General features: G+C 43.8%; 16 protein-coding genes and 1 riboswitch. Of the genes, 5 read left to right on the top strand and 11 right to left on the bottom strand.

Annotated features, from left to right (window positions below; all coding sequences use genetic code 11):
* Positions 1-42 precede the first annotated feature (42 nt).
* Positions 43-2,007, bottom strand: coding sequence for a DUF6600 domain-containing protein (locus tag AC1DQW_RS00210; RefSeq protein ID WP_477452291.1), 1,965 nt, complete (start codon positions 2,005-2,007; stop codon positions 43-45).
* A gap of 192 nt (positions 2,008-2,199) precedes the next feature.
* Here AC1DQW_RS00210 and AC1DQW_RS00205 point away from each other — a divergent pair, with 192 nt between their 5' ends.
* Entirely contained in the window at positions 2,200-3,162 is a 963-nt protein-coding gene (locus AC1DQW_RS00205; RefSeq protein WP_477452290.1) for an isopenicillin N synthase family dioxygenase, read from the top strand.
* A 68-nt stretch (positions 3,163-3,230) separates the two neighbouring features.
* On the opposite strand, the gene AC1DQW_RS00200 is transcribed toward AC1DQW_RS00205, so the two are convergent.
* On the bottom strand, positions 3,231-4,469 hold the full coding sequence (locus tag AC1DQW_RS00200; RefSeq protein WP_477452289.1) for an MFS transporter: 1,239 nt from the start codon (positions 4,467-4,469) through the stop codon (positions 3,231-3,233).
* 142 nt (positions 4,470-4,611) lie between these two features.
* Between AC1DQW_RS00200 and AC1DQW_RS00195 the strand changes: the two genes are divergently transcribed.
* Together AC1DQW_RS00195 and AC1DQW_RS00190 are read left to right on the top strand one after the other, a co-directional pair.
* On the top strand, positions 4,612-5,493 hold the full coding sequence (locus AC1DQW_RS00195) for a LysR substrate-binding domain-containing protein (protein ID WP_477452288.1): 882 nt from the start codon (positions 4,612-4,614) through the stop codon (positions 5,491-5,493).
* Between the two features lie 54 nt (positions 5,494-5,547).
* Complete coding sequence (locus tag AC1DQW_RS00190; RefSeq protein ID WP_477452287.1) at positions 5,548-6,237, top strand: CPBP family intramembrane glutamic endopeptidase; 690 nt, start codon at positions 5,548-5,550, stop codon at positions 6,235-6,237.
* Here AC1DQW_RS00190 and AC1DQW_RS00185 read toward each other — a convergent pair.
* The 3 genes from AC1DQW_RS00185 to tilS form a co-directional block, all read right to left on the bottom strand.
* Entirely contained in the window at positions 6,234-7,241 is a 1,008-nt protein-coding gene (locus AC1DQW_RS00185) for a serine hydrolase domain-containing protein (protein WP_477452286.1), read from the bottom strand. The genes AC1DQW_RS00190 and AC1DQW_RS00185 overlap by 4 nt on opposite strands.
* A gap of 71 nt (positions 7,242-7,312) precedes the next feature.
* Positions 7,313-7,798, bottom strand: coding sequence for a hypothetical protein (locus tag AC1DQW_RS00180; protein ID WP_477452285.1), 486 nt, complete (start codon positions 7,796-7,798; stop codon positions 7,313-7,315).
* The gene (gene tilS, locus AC1DQW_RS00175; RefSeq protein WP_477452283.1) at positions 7,795-9,129 is read right to left on the bottom strand and encodes a tRNA lysidine(34) synthetase TilS; all 1,335 of its coding nucleotides are present in this window, start codon (positions 9,127-9,129) and stop codon (positions 7,795-7,797) included. Before tilS ends, AC1DQW_RS00180 begins: the two co-directional genes overlap by 4 nt.
* A gap of 51 nt (positions 9,130-9,180) precedes the next feature.
* Here tilS and AC1DQW_RS00170 point away from each other — a divergent pair, with 51 nt between their 5' ends.
* Complete coding sequence (locus tag AC1DQW_RS00170) at positions 9,181-11,757, top strand: OstA-like protein (RefSeq protein ID WP_477452282.1); 2,577 nt, start codon at positions 9,181-9,183, stop codon at positions 11,755-11,757.
* Here AC1DQW_RS00170 and AC1DQW_RS00165 read toward each other — a convergent pair.
* Positions 11,754-13,145: a voltage-gated chloride channel family protein gene (locus AC1DQW_RS00165; protein ID WP_477452281.1), complete on the bottom strand. Its 1,392-nt coding sequence runs from the start codon at positions 13,143-13,145 to the stop codon at positions 11,754-11,756. The two genes, AC1DQW_RS00170 and AC1DQW_RS00165, sit on opposite strands and share 4 nt — an antisense overlap.
* A 213-nt stretch (positions 13,146-13,358) precedes the next feature.
* Positions 13,359-13,423: riboswitch (Fluoride riboswitch) on the bottom strand.
* A gap of 102 nt (positions 13,424-13,525) precedes the next feature.
* Here AC1DQW_RS00165 and AC1DQW_RS00160 point away from each other — a divergent pair.
* Positions 13,526-14,008, top strand: coding sequence for a hypothetical protein (locus tag AC1DQW_RS00160; RefSeq protein ID WP_477452280.1), 483 nt, complete (start codon positions 13,526-13,528; stop codon positions 14,006-14,008).
* Between the two features lie 14 nt (positions 14,009-14,022).
* On the opposite strand, the gene AC1DQW_RS00155 is transcribed toward AC1DQW_RS00160, so the two are convergent.
* Genes AC1DQW_RS00155 through AC1DQW_RS00135 form a run of 5 tightly spaced genes read right to left on the bottom strand, consistent with a single transcriptional unit; the run spans position 14,023 to position 17,494 of the window.
* Positions 14,023-14,682: a 4'-phosphopantetheinyl transferase superfamily protein gene (locus tag AC1DQW_RS00155; RefSeq protein WP_477452279.1), complete on the bottom strand. Its 660-nt coding sequence runs from the start codon at positions 14,680-14,682 to the stop codon at positions 14,023-14,025.
* Positions 14,679-14,936 (bottom strand): acyl carrier protein, encoded by a 258-nt coding sequence (locus tag AC1DQW_RS00150; protein ID WP_477412876.1) that lies wholly within the window; start codon positions 14,934-14,936, stop codon positions 14,679-14,681. The genes AC1DQW_RS00155 and AC1DQW_RS00150 overlap by 4 nt, the downstream gene beginning before the upstream one ends.
* Positions 14,911-16,212 (bottom strand): beta-ketoacyl-[acyl-carrier-protein] synthase family protein, encoded by a 1,302-nt coding sequence (locus tag AC1DQW_RS00145; protein ID WP_477452278.1) that lies wholly within the window; start codon positions 16,210-16,212, stop codon positions 14,911-14,913. Before AC1DQW_RS00145 ends, AC1DQW_RS00150 begins: the two co-directional genes overlap by 26 nt.
* The gene (locus AC1DQW_RS00140; protein WP_477402520.1) at positions 16,209-16,670 is read right to left on the bottom strand and encodes a 3-hydroxyacyl-ACP dehydratase FabZ family protein; all 462 of its coding nucleotides are present in this window, start codon (positions 16,668-16,670) and stop codon (positions 16,209-16,211) included. The genes AC1DQW_RS00145 and AC1DQW_RS00140 overlap by 4 nt, the downstream gene beginning before the upstream one ends.
* Before the next feature lie 17 nt (positions 16,671-16,687).
* Positions 16,688-17,494: an SDR family oxidoreductase gene (locus AC1DQW_RS00135; protein ID WP_477452277.1), complete on the bottom strand. Its 807-nt coding sequence runs from the start codon at positions 17,492-17,494 to the stop codon at positions 16,688-16,690.
* Between the last annotated feature and the right edge of the window lie 107 nt (positions 17,495-17,601).

The following is a 17,601-nucleotide window of genomic DNA, read 5'->3' as shown; positions in this document are numbered from 1 at the left end:
GCTTGTTTATATGTGCTATTGATTATAACTTAAAACAACTTTTTAATTGGCGGGCTTACGTTCGCGCTCTTTTTGCTGTTGCTGGCGCTGCGCTTCCTGCTGCTGTTGGCGTTGCTGAGCCTGTTGCTGTCTTTGCGCTTCCTGTTGCTGTTGACGCTGCTGAGCTTGTTGCTGCCTTTGCGCTTCCTGCTGTTGCTGACGTTGCTGAGCTTGTTGCTGCCTTTGTGCTTCCTGCTGTTGCTGAGCCTGCTGCTGGCGTTGCGCTTCCTGTTGCTGTTGACGCTGCTGAACCTGTTGCTGTTTTTGCGCTTCCTGTTGCTGCTGGCGTTGTTGAACAGCCTGCTCCTGTTGTTGTTGCCGTTGTTGAACCTGCTGCTGGCGTTGCGCTTCCTGTTGCTGTTGACGCTGCTGAACCTGTTGCTGTTTTTGCGCTTCCTGTTGCTGCTGGCGTTGTTGAACAGCCTGCTCCTGTTGTTGTTGCCGTTGTTGAACCTGTTGCTGGCGTTGCGCTTCCTGTTGTTGTTGACGCTGCTGAACCTGTTGCTGTTTTTGCGCTTCCTGTTGCTGCTGGCGTTGTTGAACAGCCTGCTCTTGTTGTTGTTGACGCTGTTGAACCTGTTGCTGGCGTTGCGCTTCCTGTTGTTGACGCTGCTGAACTTGTTGCTGCTGGCGTTGTTGAACAGCCTGCTCCTGTTGCTGTTGACGCTGCTGAACCTGTTGCTGCTGGCGTTGTTGAACAGCCTGCTCCTGTTGTTGACGCTGCTGAACCTGTTGCTGGCGTTGCGCTTCCTGCTGCTGTTGACGTTGCTGAACCTGTTGCTGCCTTTGAGGGTTCTGCTGTTGCTGATCGCGCTGTTGTTGAACTTGCTGCTCTTTTTGAGCGTCCTGGCGTTGTTTAGCCTGTTGCTGGCGTTGCTGAACCGCTTGATTTTGTTGTTGATCCCGCTGTTGCCTGGCCTGGTTTTGCTGCTGATCCCTTTGCTGCCTGGCTTGCTCACCGGCCTGTTGCCTGTTTTGCTGATCGTTTGGCCTTGCGTTTGGTTGCGCCGGACGATTGTTATCCAGGGGCGCATTTGCCGGTCTGTTGTTGTTAACCCTTACAAATTTAGTGTCGTTACTTTTAGCCACATCAGCTAATCGTGTGGCATTATTACGGTTTACAGTTGCTTGTCCGCCTGCACGGTTAGCTATGCCCTGGTTTGGATTAGCTTTCCGGTACTCGGCTGCATTGATGACCCTTGCAGGCCTTGCATCGGCTGATCTTGTTACCTGCGGACGATAAATGTTTACCGTATTATTCGCAACCCTGCCGCCGCCATCGGGCCTGTTGGTGTTGTTAACCCTGTAAACCGGTACATTATTATTCCGGGTAACCCTCCTGATTTCGGTAACCCTTGGCCCGGTTATATACGTGCGGTTATTATAAACATAAGTGTTGTTGATAACTGTTGTACGGTTTATAATATTAACTACCCGTGTATGCGGCGCGTAATAATTATAAACATTAGGGCTGTTGATGTATTCCTGCGGAGCACATACCCAATATGAATCGGGCACGTGATAGCTGTTGCCGAATGACAGGCTGATGCTTATGCCCGGAGTTAAAGGAGCCCAGCCATAGTAGCCGCCGCCCCGGCGCCAGCTTACCCAGGCAGGTGCCCATTCATGGCCCGGAATCCATTCCCAGCCATAATAATCATCATAACGCCAGCGTCCGTAGTGGAAAGTTGCCCATCCCCAGGGATAATCAGATACCCAGGTATTACCATAATCGGTAACAACCCAATACCCACGGGTTGCATATGGCCTAAAGCCATCTTCCACATCAGGCACCCATACATTTCCATATTGCGGGTCATCAACCCAGGTACCATAAGGGGCAAGTTCGTCATAAAATTCCTGGTCAGATACGTAGCCGCCCTCCTGGGCCTTGCTTATAGTTGGTGCGGCAAGCATTATAAAAAATGCTATTAAGCTTAAACCGCATATTTTCTTTATATATTTCATTTTTTCATTCAGTTTTGTTGTCGATACTATATGTATGACGAAACAAAGTATAAAACGTTTAAATCAAAAATTGTTTTACGGGTTAACATCGTTTGGATAGTGATTTAAAGGGTGAAACAATTTTTTATTTATACTTTGTACTTGCTAACTTAAAATTTAAATAATTTTACTTTTTATTATAAAGCGACAGCTATGAGCACAGTAAATATTCCGCGACTTGATCTTAATAATTATATAAACGGCAGCACTGCCGATCGTAAGCAGTTTTCTGACGATATTGGTAAAGCATTTAATGAAACCGGTTTTGTTACCATAACCAACCACGGCTTAAGCAAGCAATTAATAGATGAGCTTTATGAGCAGGTTAAAGCACTGTTTGCATTGCCCGATGCGGTAAAGCAAAAATATGAGATTCCGGGCCTGGCCGGCCAGCGTGGTTATACCGGTAAGGGAAAAGAAACCGCAAAAGGCTTTAAAACGCCCGACCTGAAGGAATTTTGGCAGATTGGCCAAACCGTTACCGATGGTGACCCGATTAAAGATATTTACCCCGATAACGTTGTGGTTGATGAATTGCCATCATTTAATACTACTACGCTGGAGGTTTATAAAAAGCTGGAAGCTGCCGGCAAACACCTGTTGCAGGCCATTTCGGTTTATTTGAACCTGCCCGAAAATTATTTCGACGACAAAGTACACAACGGCAACTCTATATTGCGCACGCTGCATTACTTCCCGATAACCAACCCTGATTCGGTTCCTGATGATGCAGTGCGTGCCGGTGCGCATGAGGATATAAACCTCATTACGCTATTGATAGGCGCCAGCGCCGATGGCCTTGAGCTGCTTACCCGCGAAGGCGCCTGGTTCCCAGTTAAGGCCCATGGCGAAGACCTGGTGGTAAACGTTGGTGATATGCTGCAGCGCTTAACCAACAATAAATTAAAATCAACCACGCACCGTGTGGTAAACCCACCCCGCGAGCTGATGAAATATTCGCGTTTTTCGGTGCCATTTTTCCTGCACCCTAAATCGGGGATGGATCTGACGAGTTTGGAATCATGTATTGATGCCGATCACCCTAAATTATATTCCAATATCACTGCCGGGGAATACCTGGATGAGCGGTTAAGAGAGATTGGTTTGAAGATGTAAAATCATAAAAAGCCCTTTCCTGTTGGAGAGGGCTTTTATATAACCTAACCGGTTTTTATTACAATAGCTTATTTAGCCAACATAGCCTTCCCGCCTATATTGTCCTCTACGCCCTGCCTTCTCTTATACAAAACAAAAACACCTGTTGCCAGCAACCCAATTGCGCCCTCAATAAAAACCGCTTGTCTTGGGCCCAGCTCATTTGCCAGCCAGCCTACCAAAAGACTGCCCACCGGTATCATTCCCTGGTAAGCCATAACGTAATAGCTTATAGCCCTTGCGCGCATGGCCGGTATAGCATGTGTTTGAATATAGGTATTGATGGCCGATGTTTGCGCCATCATCCCCAAACCGGTAAAGCCCATAAATATTAAAGCGAATGGCAGTTTGCCTGCATAAGCCACCATCAGTACAGCCGATCCGAAAATAAGGCTTGCTGTAATGATAATATTTACCAGGTTTTTACCTGTTTTTAAATTGGCCAAATAAACCGCGCTGATCACCGAACCTACACCCGCGGCGCTTTCAAACCAGCTAAAGGTTTTGGCATCCCCATTAAAAATATCTTTTGCAAAAATGGGCATCAGGGTATTAAAGGGGATAACAAATATGCTGCTTATGCTAAGCATCAGGATCAGGCTGCTCAAGTCGCGGTCGCCGGACACATATTTAAAGCCGTCCTGCAGTTCGGCCCAGATACCTTTTTGAGATTTGCCTGCTACAGTTGTATTCAGCTTCATCATAAATAAACAGGCCAGCACCGGTATATAGCTTAAAAAGTTGCCGAAAAAACAAAAGTCCTCCCCAAACGTGCTTAAAATTATACCCGCCACGGCTGGCCCCGCAATGCGTGCAAAATTGGTCATGGTGGAGTTTAGCGCGATGGCGTTGGGCAGGTCGGCTTTATCATCAACCATTTCTACCATGATGGATTGGCGGCAGGTAACATCAAACGCATTGATAATACCCTGCACCAGGCTTAGCCCAATAATGGCCGGGATGTTATAAAACTTAAACAATATTAAAAAAGCCAATGCACCTGCCTGCAGCATAGATACTACCTGGGTTATAACCAATATACGGTAACGGTTATGCCTATCGACAATACTGCCTGCATACGGCGCAAGGATTAAAGAAGGGATAAGGCTTACAAAGCTAACTATACCTAACAATACTGCCGAGCCGGTGAGCCGGTAAACCAGCCAGCTTACAGCTGTTTTTTGCATCCAGGTACCAATAAGAGAGATAGACTGACCGTAAAAAAACAACTTGAAATTACGGTATTTTAAAGAGCGGAAGACATTCATTTATTCATTCATTACAAAAGCAAATCCAGGGGAGATCTTAATACAAGACTATTGAAATTGTTTATGATGCAAATATCCGCAATGATGATATATTTGTAAAATAGATTGTTTCAATAGAAATGATCGTTAAAAACGATTGATTATGGAGCTTAGGCAATTACAGTATTTTGTAAAAGCGGCCGAAACGATGAACTTCACCGAAGCGGCGGCGGCTGTATTTATTACCCAGAGCACGCTGTCGCAACAAATTAAGCAGTTGGAAGAAGAGCTGGGCCTGCTTTTGTTTGACAGGGTAGGCAAACATGTGCGCATTACCGAAGCGGGGCATATATTTTTAATACACGCCCGCAAAATACTGGCAGCGGTGCAAAAAGGCAAACAAGCCATTGCCGAGCTTAATAACGCAGCCACCGGCGAATTGAACCTTGGCGTTTCATACGCCTTTACTTCGCTGTTATTACCGGCTCTTGCACCATTTTCTACCAAATACCCGGGGATTAAAATTTTTATTACCTATGGCAATCCCGAAGACCTGGAGAAAAAGCTTCGCTTATCCGAGTTGGACATGATCCTGGCTTTTCATAATGAGTCGGACGATGAGGACCTGGAAATGCAATGGCTTTTTAGTTCGAGTATTGTATTGGTGGTGGATAAAAACAATCCCCTGGCTAAACTCGAAAAAATTAACCTGAAAGACCTGGCCGCGCTCGACCTTGTACTACCGGGCAAAGGGTTCAGCTCCCGCGAATTTATTAATGAGTTATTTTACAAAAATAAAATAACCCCAAACATTAAAATCGAGTTAAATGATGTGCATTCGCTGCTCTCATTAGTTCAAAGCGGCCATTGGGCTACCATACTTAATGAAAAAGCACTTATAGGATGGGATAAAGTAGCGGCTGTTCCCATTATTGCAAAGGGAATCAAGCGGCAATCATATATCCTGTGGCAAAAAGGTGTTTACCGCAAAAAGGCCGCTATTTTATTTATTGATGAGCTGATGAGCATTATGGGGCAGGAGTAGCCTGATGAGACCCTATTTTTAGTACATTAGGATGCTCATACTAACTCCTTATCCATGATAGCATTTTACAATCAAAACGAGCACAAAACCATTATCAGGGGCCTGGTGCTAGCGCTTGTTTTACTTACCATATTTACCTTATCGTCCAAATTTTTGCCTGGGTTTGCCGCTGGTGGTCTTTCTATAAGTGCCAAAATGCTAATAACCCGGTTAGCGTTCTGGCTGGTTTTCGCTATTATTTATTGGTATGTGAAAAAAAACGAAAAGCAACCTTTTATAATTTGGCCGGAGCAAAGCTATAGTATTGGCTATTATATTTTATCAGTTATTGTTATCCTCATTGTTATAGTCGTTGGGGCAGCGGTCATCATACTTCCTCTAAAGGCAGCCGGGCTGTTAAAATATAGTCGCTTTTTAGGGCTTATAAAAAGCATCAGCGTACCCATAAAATTGTTCACTATCATTACAGCGGGCTTTTTAGAAGAGTTTATTTTCAGGGGGTATATGATACCGCGACTGAAATTGTTTTTTAAAAGTGAGCATCCCCCCATTATCATCAGCGCCATCATTTTCGGGTTAGGCCATGTCGGTTTCGGCACCCTAATCAACGTATTGTTCCCGATATTGATAGGGCTGATATTTGGCTATCATTATTATAAATACCGCAATCTCAAGATATTGATCATTTGCCATTTGCTGATTGATTTAAACGCCATGTTTAATACAATGGCAGTAAAGCATTAATGAATATTACCGGCAGATGCACTGGCTAATAATTCAAACGCATAGGGTTCAATGCCCATTTTAAAGTTGGCAGGTGCTATATTAGATAATATGATCACTGCCGTTTGTGTCTCGCGGTTAAATGTCATTATAGAGCCAAAGCCTGCTGTGCCGCCCCCATGCCAATATATTTGAGGGCCCGCTGTCGATGTTGCCCAACCCATGCACATTTTTACACCGGGCCGCAGATCCGCTATTTTCCGTAGCTGCAAGGTACTTGCCCGGTTTTGAAAATCTAAAAGGTTGAGCGCAAACTTCGAGAGGTCATTAACCGTAGATAACATACCTATGCAGCCTTCTAAAAAGCCGCTATCCCAGTAAGGTGCAACGTATCCTTCTTCAGTTAAACCTTCAACAATCGACGAGTTGATTGCCGCTCTGCCGAAGCCGGAATTTAACATATTTAAGGGCTCGAGAATCTCCTTACTTAAAAGAGATGTAAACGATTTTCTGGTAATGGCATATAGCACAAAACTAAGCACGCCAAAGCCAAGGTTTGAATAATTACATCGCTCTCCGGGCACGCTATCTAACTCCAGTTTTTGCGTCAGATAAGAAAGAAAACGTAGTTCATCATAGTTTAAAAAGGGATTATCCTCTAAATAATCTGGATGAGTATAGAAATCGGCCGGCAATCGCGGCAACCCGGATGTATGGCTAACCAGTTGTCCAAGTGTAATAGGTGGGTTTCTGTGAAGCTTAAAAGACAGGAAACGCTGAATAGGGTCATCCAACTTAACCATGTCATTGGCTAAAAGTTGCGCCAGTAAGTAAGCAGTAAACGGTTTTGTTAATGATCCTATTTCAAAAGCCGCATCGCGGTTATCAATAGGAGATATTATCTCTTTATGTTTTTTCAGCCCCACAAAATTGGTCTGACCTGGCTTTACCAATGCCAGTGACACTTGCGTTTGGTCTGGCAGTTGTTGTAATTTGGCGGTCAGTTGCCCGGTTATGTGGTCCATTAAAAAAGACATAGATAGGGAACAATTAAAGCCGGACTAAAGGATTGAACGATTTTTAAATAAGAAACCGCTTACTTTTTCATCTCTTCCCTTATCGCCCTTAAAAACTCATTGGCGTGCTGCGAGCCTATGATGTAAACCAGGCCGTCTCTGTCTGTTAAATGAATGGCATCATTACCTGCGGCATAAAAACGAATGGTGCCCTTGGTATGCAGGTTATAAACAGGGTTGTTAAAAAGGTAACGGCTGTATAATCCTTTTTCGGCTTTTACAATGCCATTCAGGTCGATTTTTACAACGCGGGCGGTCCATAAGCCGCTTAGGCGGATGCTTTTATTTTCTACCTTGGTACTGTAATGCAGCAGAAAGCCCATAATGATGGATATGATGATAATAGCGAAACCAACTACCACCAGCAGATCGCCGTTGCGCTCCCCCTCATCGGTAAAAAAGTAGGCCGCAAAACAAAACATAGCCAAAACCAGGCGTATGGTAATAGGGATGAATTCACGGCCCAGGTATTGCTTTTCTACAAATACAGTTTTCTCGCTTGTCATAATTTGTACAATTCGAATATAGTAACTTTTTTAGTGTTATTGTTTACTTTATACCTTTCATCGGGGCGGAGACCTGCCACCCAAATTATATCACCGTTGCCATTCACCAGTATGGGCACGTCCTCTTTTTGATGTAAGGGTAACTTCTGATTGATAAAATAATCACTCAGTTTTTTTCGCCCCTTCATCCCCAGCGGGTAAAAATAATCACCTTCCTGCCACGCCCGTATCGTGAGCGGGTATATCAGCAAAGCGGCGTCAACTGATGTTGCCAGCGGGTTATCTTTTATAATGAGCGGACTATCATCATGCAACAAATTAAGTTTATATCCGCCGTAATAAACCTCATGTTCCTGCTCCGGTATATTCACAGCTTCCTGCGCCCCGGTTTTCTTTTGTTTAATGATCAGCCTGTCGCGGTCAAGCGCCAGTAAATACCCGGCTGATTCAAAGATTCGGCCCGAATGCTTATCTAATACCGATAGCACATCATCAACGGTTGTTTCATTAAAACCGTATTGCTGCAATAACTTAAATAACAAAAGGCGGGGCGGATTTAGTTTTTTAACATCGGCAAGCAATAAAAACGTTTCATCCTTCCCTTGCTGTAAAATCGTTTTCTTTAATGCGGCAACCTGGTTCTCCAATAAGAGTTCCAGGTCCCTGAAATGTTTCAGGTTATTTTCAAAAGTTTTTTCGAGCGATGGGTTTAGCTCCTTTAGTTTGGGCACCACCTTTAGCCTTATCATATTGCGGGCATATTTTGCAGAAGCATTTGAGCTGTCCTCAACAAAGTCCAATTTATTGGCGGCAACAATGGCAGCTATTTCTTCGCGCTTTAAAAACAGCAGTGGGCGCACCAGCATCCCGTTTTTGGGCAATATGCCGTGTAAGCCTGCAATGCCGGTTCCGCGGGTAAGGTTTAACAATATTGTTTCAATCGCATCGTTTTGGTGGTGTGCAAGCGCAATGGCCTGGTAATCCGATTGCTGGCATAAAGTATCAAACCATTGGTAACGCAATTCACGGGCGGCCATCTGGATAGATATTTTATGTACGCCGGCATATTGTATGGTATCAAAATTGATGGTATGAAAGGGTACCCGCAGTTTATTAGCCAGGTTATTGCAAAACTCCTGATCGCGCAGGGCCTCATCGCCCCGTAACTGAAAATTGCAGTGAGCAATGCTAAAATTAATTCCCGAAGCCTTTAATAAGTGGGTCATTAAAACAGAATCCATACCACCGCTTACAGCGGCCAAAACCTTGCTGTCGGGTGCAAACAAGGCATTTTGTTCAATAAAATTAACAAATTGAATAACTGGAAGCATTCATCAAAATTATTAATTTAATAACCCCAACAAAAAACTAATTTTGCCGCAGTGAGAAAATATGTTTTAAGCTTTTTGTTATTGATGATGGCGGCCGCAGTTATGGCTCAAAAAAAATCAATTGTAAACCTGATACAATCAGAAAGCAGCACCCGCGCAATAATAAATGGCCGCGATGTTATTAAGGTTTATAAGGGGGTTTTTAAACAGGATTTTTCAATCTTACGGTCAGATAGCGCCTATTTCTATCCGCAGGATAATGCTTTTGATGCTTTTAGTAACGTAAACATTAACCAGGGTGATACGCTGAACATCTATTCGGACAAGTTAAACTATAATGGTAATACAAAAATTGCCATTTTAACCAATAATGTTAAAATGGTAGATAAGGACGCAACCCTTACCACCGATTACCTTACCTACAATACAGCAACGCGCATAGGAACTTATACAGGCGGCGGTAAGCTTATTAATAAAGATAATGTGCTCACCAGTAAAAACGGCTACTACTTCGCCTTCTCGCGCGACTCTTATTTTCGTTATGATGTGGTTTTAAATACGGTTGATGCTATCATTAAAACCGATACCATGAAATATAACACGGGTACCCGCATCGCATTCTTTTATGGCCCTACCAATATTTACGGCAAAAAAGACAAAGATACTTTGTATACCGAGAACGGGCAGTACAATACCGTTACAGAACAGGCGCGCTTCGGCAAAAAAAATCACTATAAGCAAGGTACAAAATCACTAAAAGGCGATAGTTTGTTTTATGATAAGCTGAAAGGATATGGCCGGGCGGTTAAAAACGTCACCTTTATTGACCGGGAACAAAAGATAACCATGAAGGGCAACCTGGCCGAATATTTCAAAGCCGATGAGCGCACCATGGTTACCCAAAACGCTTACATGGTATTGGTTACCGAACAGAAAGACACCACGAAAACAGATTCGGCGCCGCCCGCAACACCTACTGCTAAAACCAAAACGCTGAAGCCCCCACCCAATACCATGAAGATAACCAACATGGCAAACCTGGCCGGGCAAATTCAGCCTAATACTGTTGTATCAAAAAAAGACTCGGCTAAAATTGATTCCGCGGCACGGAAGTTAACTGTTCCTAATAAAGTGGTTACACCGGGGCAGATTAAAAATATAGCCGATGTGGCCAATATCGCGGGCCAGATTAAACCTAAATTAACAAAAAAGGACTCGGTTAAAATTGATTCCGTAGTAAAAGGGGTATCCGCGCAAGCAAAAAACATAAACCCGGCCGATGTCAAAAAGAAGATAGGCAATTTGGCACAGGTGGCAGCAGCGGTTAAACCTGTTAAGGATACAAAAAATATAAAGGCCCCGGCAGATACAGCTAAAGCCAAAAAAGTAAAGCAGGATTCTGTTTATATGACGGCCGATACGCTGGAAACCCAGATACTGACCTATAAAAACCTGAAGCTGTACCAGGAAAAACAACGGCTGGCTTTTTCCTATGTTCGCGATACATCAACGGCAGCAAGGAAACAGATCACCGAAAGTAAAAAACTATCCAAAGCACTGGTGGCCCGAAGGCTTTCGATACCCAAAGACACTACCTACAGGCACACTGATTTTTTTGGCCATCCCAAAGTGATAATAGATACTACGCAAATAAAAAAAGATAAATTATCGGCTATAAAAAAAGCAAGGCAGGATAGTATACGGGCCGAGGAGATTAAGCGGGACCCGGTATTTGCCCAACGCGAAATTAAATTGCAGGATACGGCGCGTGTGAGGATTGTGATAGCGCATCATCACGCAAAATTGTTTAAATCGGATCTGCAGGGAAAGGCCGACTCGATTTTTTACAGCAACAGCGATTCTACCATCAGGTGCTATGTAAATCCTATGTTCTGGACACAGGGCTCACAACTATCCGGCGATACAATCTACGTGCAAATGCGGAACAAAAAAATGGACAATATGGAGCTGTTCCCTTCGGCATTTGTTGTAAATATCGAAAAGAATGATTCGTTGTTTTTTAACCAGATGGGAGGGAAAAAAATGCGCGGCTTTTTTAAAAACGATAAGCTGGATAAGATGTACACGGTTGGAAATGCCGAAAGCATATACTTTAAACGGGATAGTGTGAGCAATACGGTTGAGGGGATGCAGCGATCGCTCAGCAGCCGTATGGTGGTATTCTTTAAAAACAGTAAGCTTACCAGTATCCGTTTTATGACCAAGCCCGAGAATCGCTATCTCCCCCTAAAAAAAGTAGTAGAGGATGATAAGATATTAAAAGGTTTTATTTGGAAACCAAAGGACAGGCCTGTATCAAAGGAGTCTATCATCTCGCCGCGCAAGGCGCCTGATGTAAAGCCACCGGGAGGCAAATTACCGGTAAAAGGCAAGCCAACCAATTTGCCCGGAACAAAGCCAGGTAAGCCCGCTGTTGCCGATAGCCTGAAAAAGCCATTGTTAATGGGCAAGGATAGTTTGCTTAAAACGGATACTACAAAGCAGAAGCCGATTAAAACGACAGCAGATACGGTTGCTAAAACCCCGCCCGTTCCATTGCCGCCGCCGGTGAAAACTCCAAAGGATACAGTTAAAAGTCCGGCTAAAAAGCCCGAACAGCACAATTAGTCTTTTTTTGTTTTAGTCTTTAGCTTATATTTCTCCAGTTTTTTCTGTACATAAGTCAGCCTTCGGTTACCGGCTTCGGCTATAGTGGCCGCATCAGAAAAGCGGCTCTGTATTTTAGCTACGCCTATTCGCTGCGAACCGTAAATGCCCGAATGGCCACTAAAAAAGTAGGCTGTAAAACAAGCCACCGCGAAAAACAGTACGTATTGCCCGCCAAAAAGCTCAACACCCATAAATGTGCAGGCCAGAGGTGTATTGGTTGCGCCCGCGAAAACGGCGATAAAGCCCAGTGCTGCAAAAAGACTAACCGGTGCATCCATTAACACAGACAAGGTATTGCCCAGGGTGGCCCCGATATAAAACAAAGGAGTAACCTCGCCTCCTTTAAAGCCGCTTGCCAGGGTGATTGTGGTATAAATAGTTTTCCAGAGCCAGCTCCAGGTACCGGCGCCGCCGGCGTTAAATGCTGATGGAATGGTGACAGCGCCCACATGTTCAGGATCGATCCCCAGGCTCAGGTAATCGGGTTTGCCTATTAGAGCTGTTAAACCGATAATGATTAATCCACCAACTACAGGTATGATCCATTGTTTGGAAATGCTTTTTACAAAAAATGCTTTAATGCCATGAACCATGTAGGCAAACAGGTAACTGGCCAAACCAAAGGCCACAGATGCAATGATGACTTTAGCCAGCAATAAAAAATCAAAAGCGGTATATGCTGCATACCCATGGGAGGTGACTGCCAAAACAGCAATATGATACGCAGTATGGTGAACACCCCATGTGGCAACGGTAACATCGCCAATAATACCTGCTATTAAGCATGGCAGCAGCGCGTTATACTGAATGCGGCCGATGGTTAAAACTTCCATAGCAAATATGGCCCCGGTTAGCGGTGTTCCGAAAACCGCACCAAAGCCAGCCGCGATACCGGCAATTAGTACAATGCTGGTATCGGCTTCATTAAGTTTAAACCATTTGCCAAATGCCTGGGCAATGCTGCCGCCTATCTGCACCGCTGTGCCCTCGCGCCCTGCCGAGCCGCCAAATAGGTGCGTAATAATGGTGGTGAGCAGTACAACCGGCCCCATACGCTTAGGGACGCCGCAGCCGGGTTGATGGATCTCATCTATGATGAGGTTGTTTCCTTTTTCGGACGAGCCGCCAACCAGTTTATATATAAAGTGGATAGCAATACCAGCAACTGGTAAAAAATACAATAGGTAAGGATGTTTAAACCTGAAATGAATAGACCAGTTAAGCAGCCATAAAAACAAAGCCACCATGCTGCCAATCGCTATCGCTATGGGGATGATGAGGAGTGTCCACCTCAACAGGTTTTTCACTATCGAAAAATGTTCTGACAGAAATACTTTATCGTTCATTGTATGGCGATGCTAATTTAGTTTTAAAACTGATTGATTGTTAGTAAAGCATAGAAACTTCGACATAGAAATACTGATGCAGGATACCTTAAATAATACCGGATTGGAGAAAGAAAAACGCGCTGTATTAAACGGCGGGGTGTGTTTGAAATGGATTTGATCTGAAAATTTTTCACCTACAAAAAATTAGTGCAGGATAAATCCCGCGGGTTAATTATTGCAGGCGCCATCAGCTTTTTAGGGCGGTTAAGTAGGAAGACACCATTTCCTTTGAAACAAATATAATAAAATCCATCTAATTTCCCTTAAAATGGCAACTTTGAACTTCCCCGGTGCAACTCCTCATCTTTGCACAAAATAATCATAAATTCACACCCGTGATGCAAACCGAACAACAACTGCGCAAAAAAGTTAAAACCTGGGTTATCGTATTCATTATCGGGTTGGTATTAAGCGGGGTAACAGCCTTCCCCATTGAAAGTGAGCTGGCTTTTTTGGCAGCGCATGCCAATATATTTCCATCCTTTATGCAGGGTTGGATAACAAAAGTTTACCTGGCCGTAAAAACAACCAATGAAAATTATCCCTATTTAAGCTACGGCACCGATTGGCTTGCTTTTGGTCACCTGGTTATTGCCACTGTGTTCATCGCACCGTTAAAAGATCCGGTTAAAAATATCTGGGTAATTCAGTTTGGAATGATAGCCTGTGTTATGGTGTTCCCACTGGCTTTTATAGCCGGCCCCATTCGCGGCATCCCCATTTACTGGCGCTGTATCGATTGTTGTTTCGGCATCTTCGGTTTTATCCCGCTGTATATTTGCTATCGCGATATTAAAAAGATTGAAGCCTTAACTTCCTGAAATAAGTTCATCCCTCAAAACGCATACGCTATATAATGGCCATGATGGGTTACCGAAACCGGCACATCTACCTCATTATCTCCGTTAAACAAAACCGGGCAGCCGGAGGGGTTTTTGATAATAGTTAAATCGCCTGGCTCTAAAACAGTAGCCAGCTTATTTAACAGGAATTGCCGCACTGCTTTTGATTGGTATTCCGGTTCGCTTTGATTTATCCTATTAATACCCCAATAAATATTTTCAAGTTCATTGGTATTATTAACAAATGTGGCAATGTAACTGGAACTTACTATGGACCGCGAATAGAATGCATCTGCCCCAAAAGCAACAGTGCCGTTGTAGGTGATTTGAGAATTAAAGCCTTTTGCTTCAATTTCAGATTGGGTTACTGCCGTGGTTACAGTGGCCCCGGGGGATTCAATTTGCTTAATTACAATTTTTGAGGGAGAAAATACAAGGCTGGGATTGTGCCTTTGCATGAACTTGTAAACCGACTCTTTAACCGACCATACCATCCATACAAAACACTCAAACGGCATATCGGCCAGGTGGGGCTGGCCGTGCAAAGCCGTTTCGGTACCGGTAATAAACTTTGTATAAAACCTTTGATCTTTTGTGCGTTTGGCGTCGATGATCCCGAGGTCTACAATATCATTACCGGCACTTATGATCATGTTTGCTGGTTGGTTTTTTCTTCTATTACATCAATGCAGCCGCCCACGTTCACCATTTTATCGGCGGCATCGTAGTCTATCTCGATATCGTATTTAGTTTCGGCATCAATAATGATATCAACAAGATTAGCCGAATTGATTTTTAGGTCTTTAATAAGGTCGGTGCTTTCATCAATATTAGCCAGTGTTTCTTTATCAAGGGTATATGGCGATAAAACCTTTTTTAGTTCAATTAAAATTTCTTGTCGTGTCATTAGGGTTAAATTTAGAAAATATTAAGCAGGAATTAACGTCGCCAAAGCCAAAATTAGCCTTTGCAACGATATTAATTTCTTTATTGACTACAGAAACAGGCAAACGGTTTAAGCCGATATAATTACTTATTTCCGGATTAGGATCATCAAGGTTAACATTAGGGTGTGCAAAGCCATGCACAATTTGCAATATTGATGCCACCGATTCAATTGAACCAGCCGCGCTTAAGCAATGGCCGATCATTGATTTTGGGGAATTCATCAGCGGAAAATCGTCACCTGATCTGTTCAGGGCCTTGCACCAGTTTTGAATCTCCTGCATATCAGCATTAGTAGCAGTCAGGTGGCCGCTGATTAGATCAACATCATGCCCGCCGATCCGGGAATTGGCCATGGCTTCCTCTATACACCTTACCACGCCCACCGGGTTGGCCGCCGTCATGGATCCACCTGTACGTTGCCCCCCACTGTTGGTTGATCCGCCCAAAACTTCAGCATAAATTTTTGCTCCCCGGGCAAGGGCAAATTCAAGGTCTTCTAAAACTAAAGCCGCCGCGCCCGATCCGGGAACAAAGCCACCGGCCGTGATGCTCATTGGCCGTGAAGCTTTTTCAGGCTGATCATTAAACTTTCGTGACAGTACCCGCATGGAATCAAACGAGCCGAATACATAAGTATCCACATACTCGCTGCTGCCAACCAGCATCCGTTTGGCATAACCATCTTTAATGGTTTCGTATCCCATTAAAATGGCCTGGGTACCCGTAGCACATGCCGCCGAATTGGTGATCACCTTATTGCCAAGGCCCAACCTGCCCGATATGTAGGAGGTAACGCCGCTGTTCATGGCTTGTTCAACCACGCGTGAACCCAATTTTTTTGCTTCTTTGTTATCAACCCGGGTAATTACATTTTTCATGGCTTCGGTATCAGATACGCTGTTACCAAAAATGCAGCCGGTTTCCCAGCGGGGCTCGTCGGTATCATAAGCCAAGCCGGCGTCAGCCCAGGCATCAAGGGCGGCCATTAGGCCATAGCCAATATTGGTTCCCTTTAAACCATGAAAGGTAACTTCGGATATGTAGTTTTTATTTTTAAGATCTTCGAGCACAAAATCCGGCTTGCCGGCAACATGGCAGCTAAATTTAAGCTCCTCATACAAGGGCATAAACTTTATGCCAGATATTCCATTTTGTATGGCATTTAAAAACGCGCTGATCCCTATTCCGTTTGGCGCTACCACACCCATTCCTGTAACTACTACGCGCCTGCTCATTTTATATCAATATGTTTAATAATACCGGCAAATGTTCCGCGTGCTACAAGCTCTTTTGAGCTATCCAGCATCTCGACGGTACATTTTAGCTTACCAAAACGAAAATATTGTTTTTTGGAAATAACCGTAACTTTTTGGCCCGGCAAAACCATTTTATAAAAAGAAACATCGGTTGATGTAAGCACGGGATATAAGGATGAGTCGTTCGTAAAATCATTCCCCGGCTCTTTCATAATTAAAAATATACCCAACACAACTAATCCTATCTGGGCCATAATTTCGGTAATGATAACGCCGGGTGTAACCGGGTTGCCTTCAAAATGGTCCTCGTAAAAAAAGGCATCCTGCTTTAATGTAAAATCGCCTGTAACTCCATTTTCATTTAACGATGTGATATTATCAATAAAACGAAAAGTGGATTTATATGGTAAATGGTTAAGAATATGGTTATTCATCATGTATCAAAAACTAATAATTATAAACAATGCTCGCCCCCGTCTACATGAATTAATGAACCATTTATCCAAAATGCTTCATCGGTACAAAGCATATATATTACGTTTGCAACATCTGCTGCCCTGGTTATGCGGCCCATGGGATTGTTGGCAGCGGCCAACGCTATCAGCTTATCGCTGCCCGGGATCTTTTTTAACGATGGTGTTTCGGTAACGCCCGCCTGTACCAGGTTTGTTTTTAACCCGTAGCGGCTAAACTCAACCGCCATGTATTTGGTAAGGCTCTCCAATGATGCCTTCGCAATGGATACTGCCGCATAGCTTTCCCAATATTTATGCGCACCATCGCTGGTAAGGCCAACCACTCTTGCATCGGCGTTAAAAAGCCCGGCTTCTAACAACAGCCTTGTCCAGTCTAACAAACTGTTACTCATAGCGTAGGTTGTTGCCTGTATATCTTCAATTGAAAGAACGGAAACGTTATCAGCTTCTGCAGCAAGCGGTTTTAAATTGCCCCGGGCTATAGAATGCAGCAATAACTTAACACAATGTTTATGTACAGCAACCTTGGCAAATTGTTTTAAAAATAAATCGCGACCGGCTTGTTCAAGCGCGTTTATATTAAAGGGTAAAATGGTAACGCTGTTTTCTGCCGCAATTGTGGCAAGTTTTTCTTTAAGCGGTTTTTCGGTAATGGCAGTTTCACGGTACAAAACGGCAATGCTCATGCCATGCGCGGCCAATTTTTCTAACGTCGCAAAACCAAAACCGCTCGATCCTCCTAAAATTACAGCCCAGGAGCCAGCAAACTGTTGAGTTTTATCCATGTAAACCGCTTATTGCTACTATCATACTTTATTATCGGGAAGATACTGTTAAATATTTATGCTATTAAGTTCCTTAAAAAAAATCAAACCCCAAAGTAAGCGAAAGA

This window comes from Mucilaginibacter sp. P5_A4 (assembly GCF_056400605.1).
Note: the sequence above shows the minus strand (reverse complement) of the source record. Positions and strands in the feature narration are given on the sequence as shown.

Excerpts from the sequence above, each read along its gene's own strand:
- AC1DQW_RS00210 (WP_477452291.1), bottom strand. The coding sequence starts at position 2,007 with ATGAAATATATAAAGAAAATATGCGGTTTAAGCTTAATAGCATTTTTT.
- AC1DQW_RS00205 (WP_477452290.1), top strand. The coding sequence starts at position 2,200 with ATGAGCACAGTAAATATTCCGCGACTTGATCTTAATAATTATATAAAC.
- AC1DQW_RS00200 (WP_477452289.1), bottom strand. The coding sequence starts at position 4,469 with ATGAATGTCTTCCGCTCTTTAAAATACCGTAATTTCAAGTTGTTTTTT.
- AC1DQW_RS00195 (WP_477452288.1), top strand. The coding sequence starts at position 4,612 with ATGGAGCTTAGGCAATTACAGTATTTTGTAAAAGCGGCCGAAACGATG.
- AC1DQW_RS00190 (WP_477452287.1), top strand. The coding sequence starts at position 5,548 with ATGATAGCATTTTACAATCAAAACGAGCACAAAACCATTATCAGGGGC.
- AC1DQW_RS00185 (WP_477452286.1), bottom strand. The coding sequence starts at position 7,241 with ATGGACCACATAACCGGGCAACTGACCGCCAAATTACAACAACTGCCA.
- AC1DQW_RS00180 (WP_477452285.1), bottom strand. The coding sequence starts at position 7,798 with ATGACAAGCGAGAAAACTGTATTTGTAGAAAAGCAATACCTGGGCCGT.
- tilS (WP_477452283.1), bottom strand. The coding sequence starts at position 9,129 with ATGCTTCCAGTTATTCAATTTGTTAATTTTATTGAACAAAATGCCTTG.
- AC1DQW_RS00165 (WP_477452281.1), bottom strand. The coding sequence starts at position 13,145 with ATGAACGATAAAGTATTTCTGTCAGAACATTTTTCGATAGTGAAAAAC.
- AC1DQW_RS00160 (WP_477452280.1), top strand. The coding sequence starts at position 13,526 with ATGCAAACCGAACAACAACTGCGCAAAAAAGTTAAAACCTGGGTTATC.
- AC1DQW_RS00155 (WP_477452279.1), bottom strand. The coding sequence starts at position 14,682 with ATGATCATAAGTGCCGGTAATGATATTGTAGACCTCGGGATCATCGAC.
- AC1DQW_RS00150 (WP_477412876.1), bottom strand. The coding sequence starts at position 14,936 with ATGACACGACAAGAAATTTTAATTGAACTAAAAAAGGTTTTATCGCCA.
- AC1DQW_RS00145 (WP_477452278.1), bottom strand. The coding sequence starts at position 16,212 with ATGAGCAGGCGCGTAGTAGTTACAGGAATGGGTGTGGTAGCGCCAAAC.
- AC1DQW_RS00140 (WP_477402520.1), bottom strand. The coding sequence starts at position 16,670 with ATGATGAATAACCATATTCTTAACCATTTACCATATAAATCCACTTTT.
- AC1DQW_RS00135 (WP_477452277.1), bottom strand. The coding sequence starts at position 17,494 with ATGGATAAAACTCAACAGTTTGCTGGCTCCTGGGCTGTAATTTTAGGA.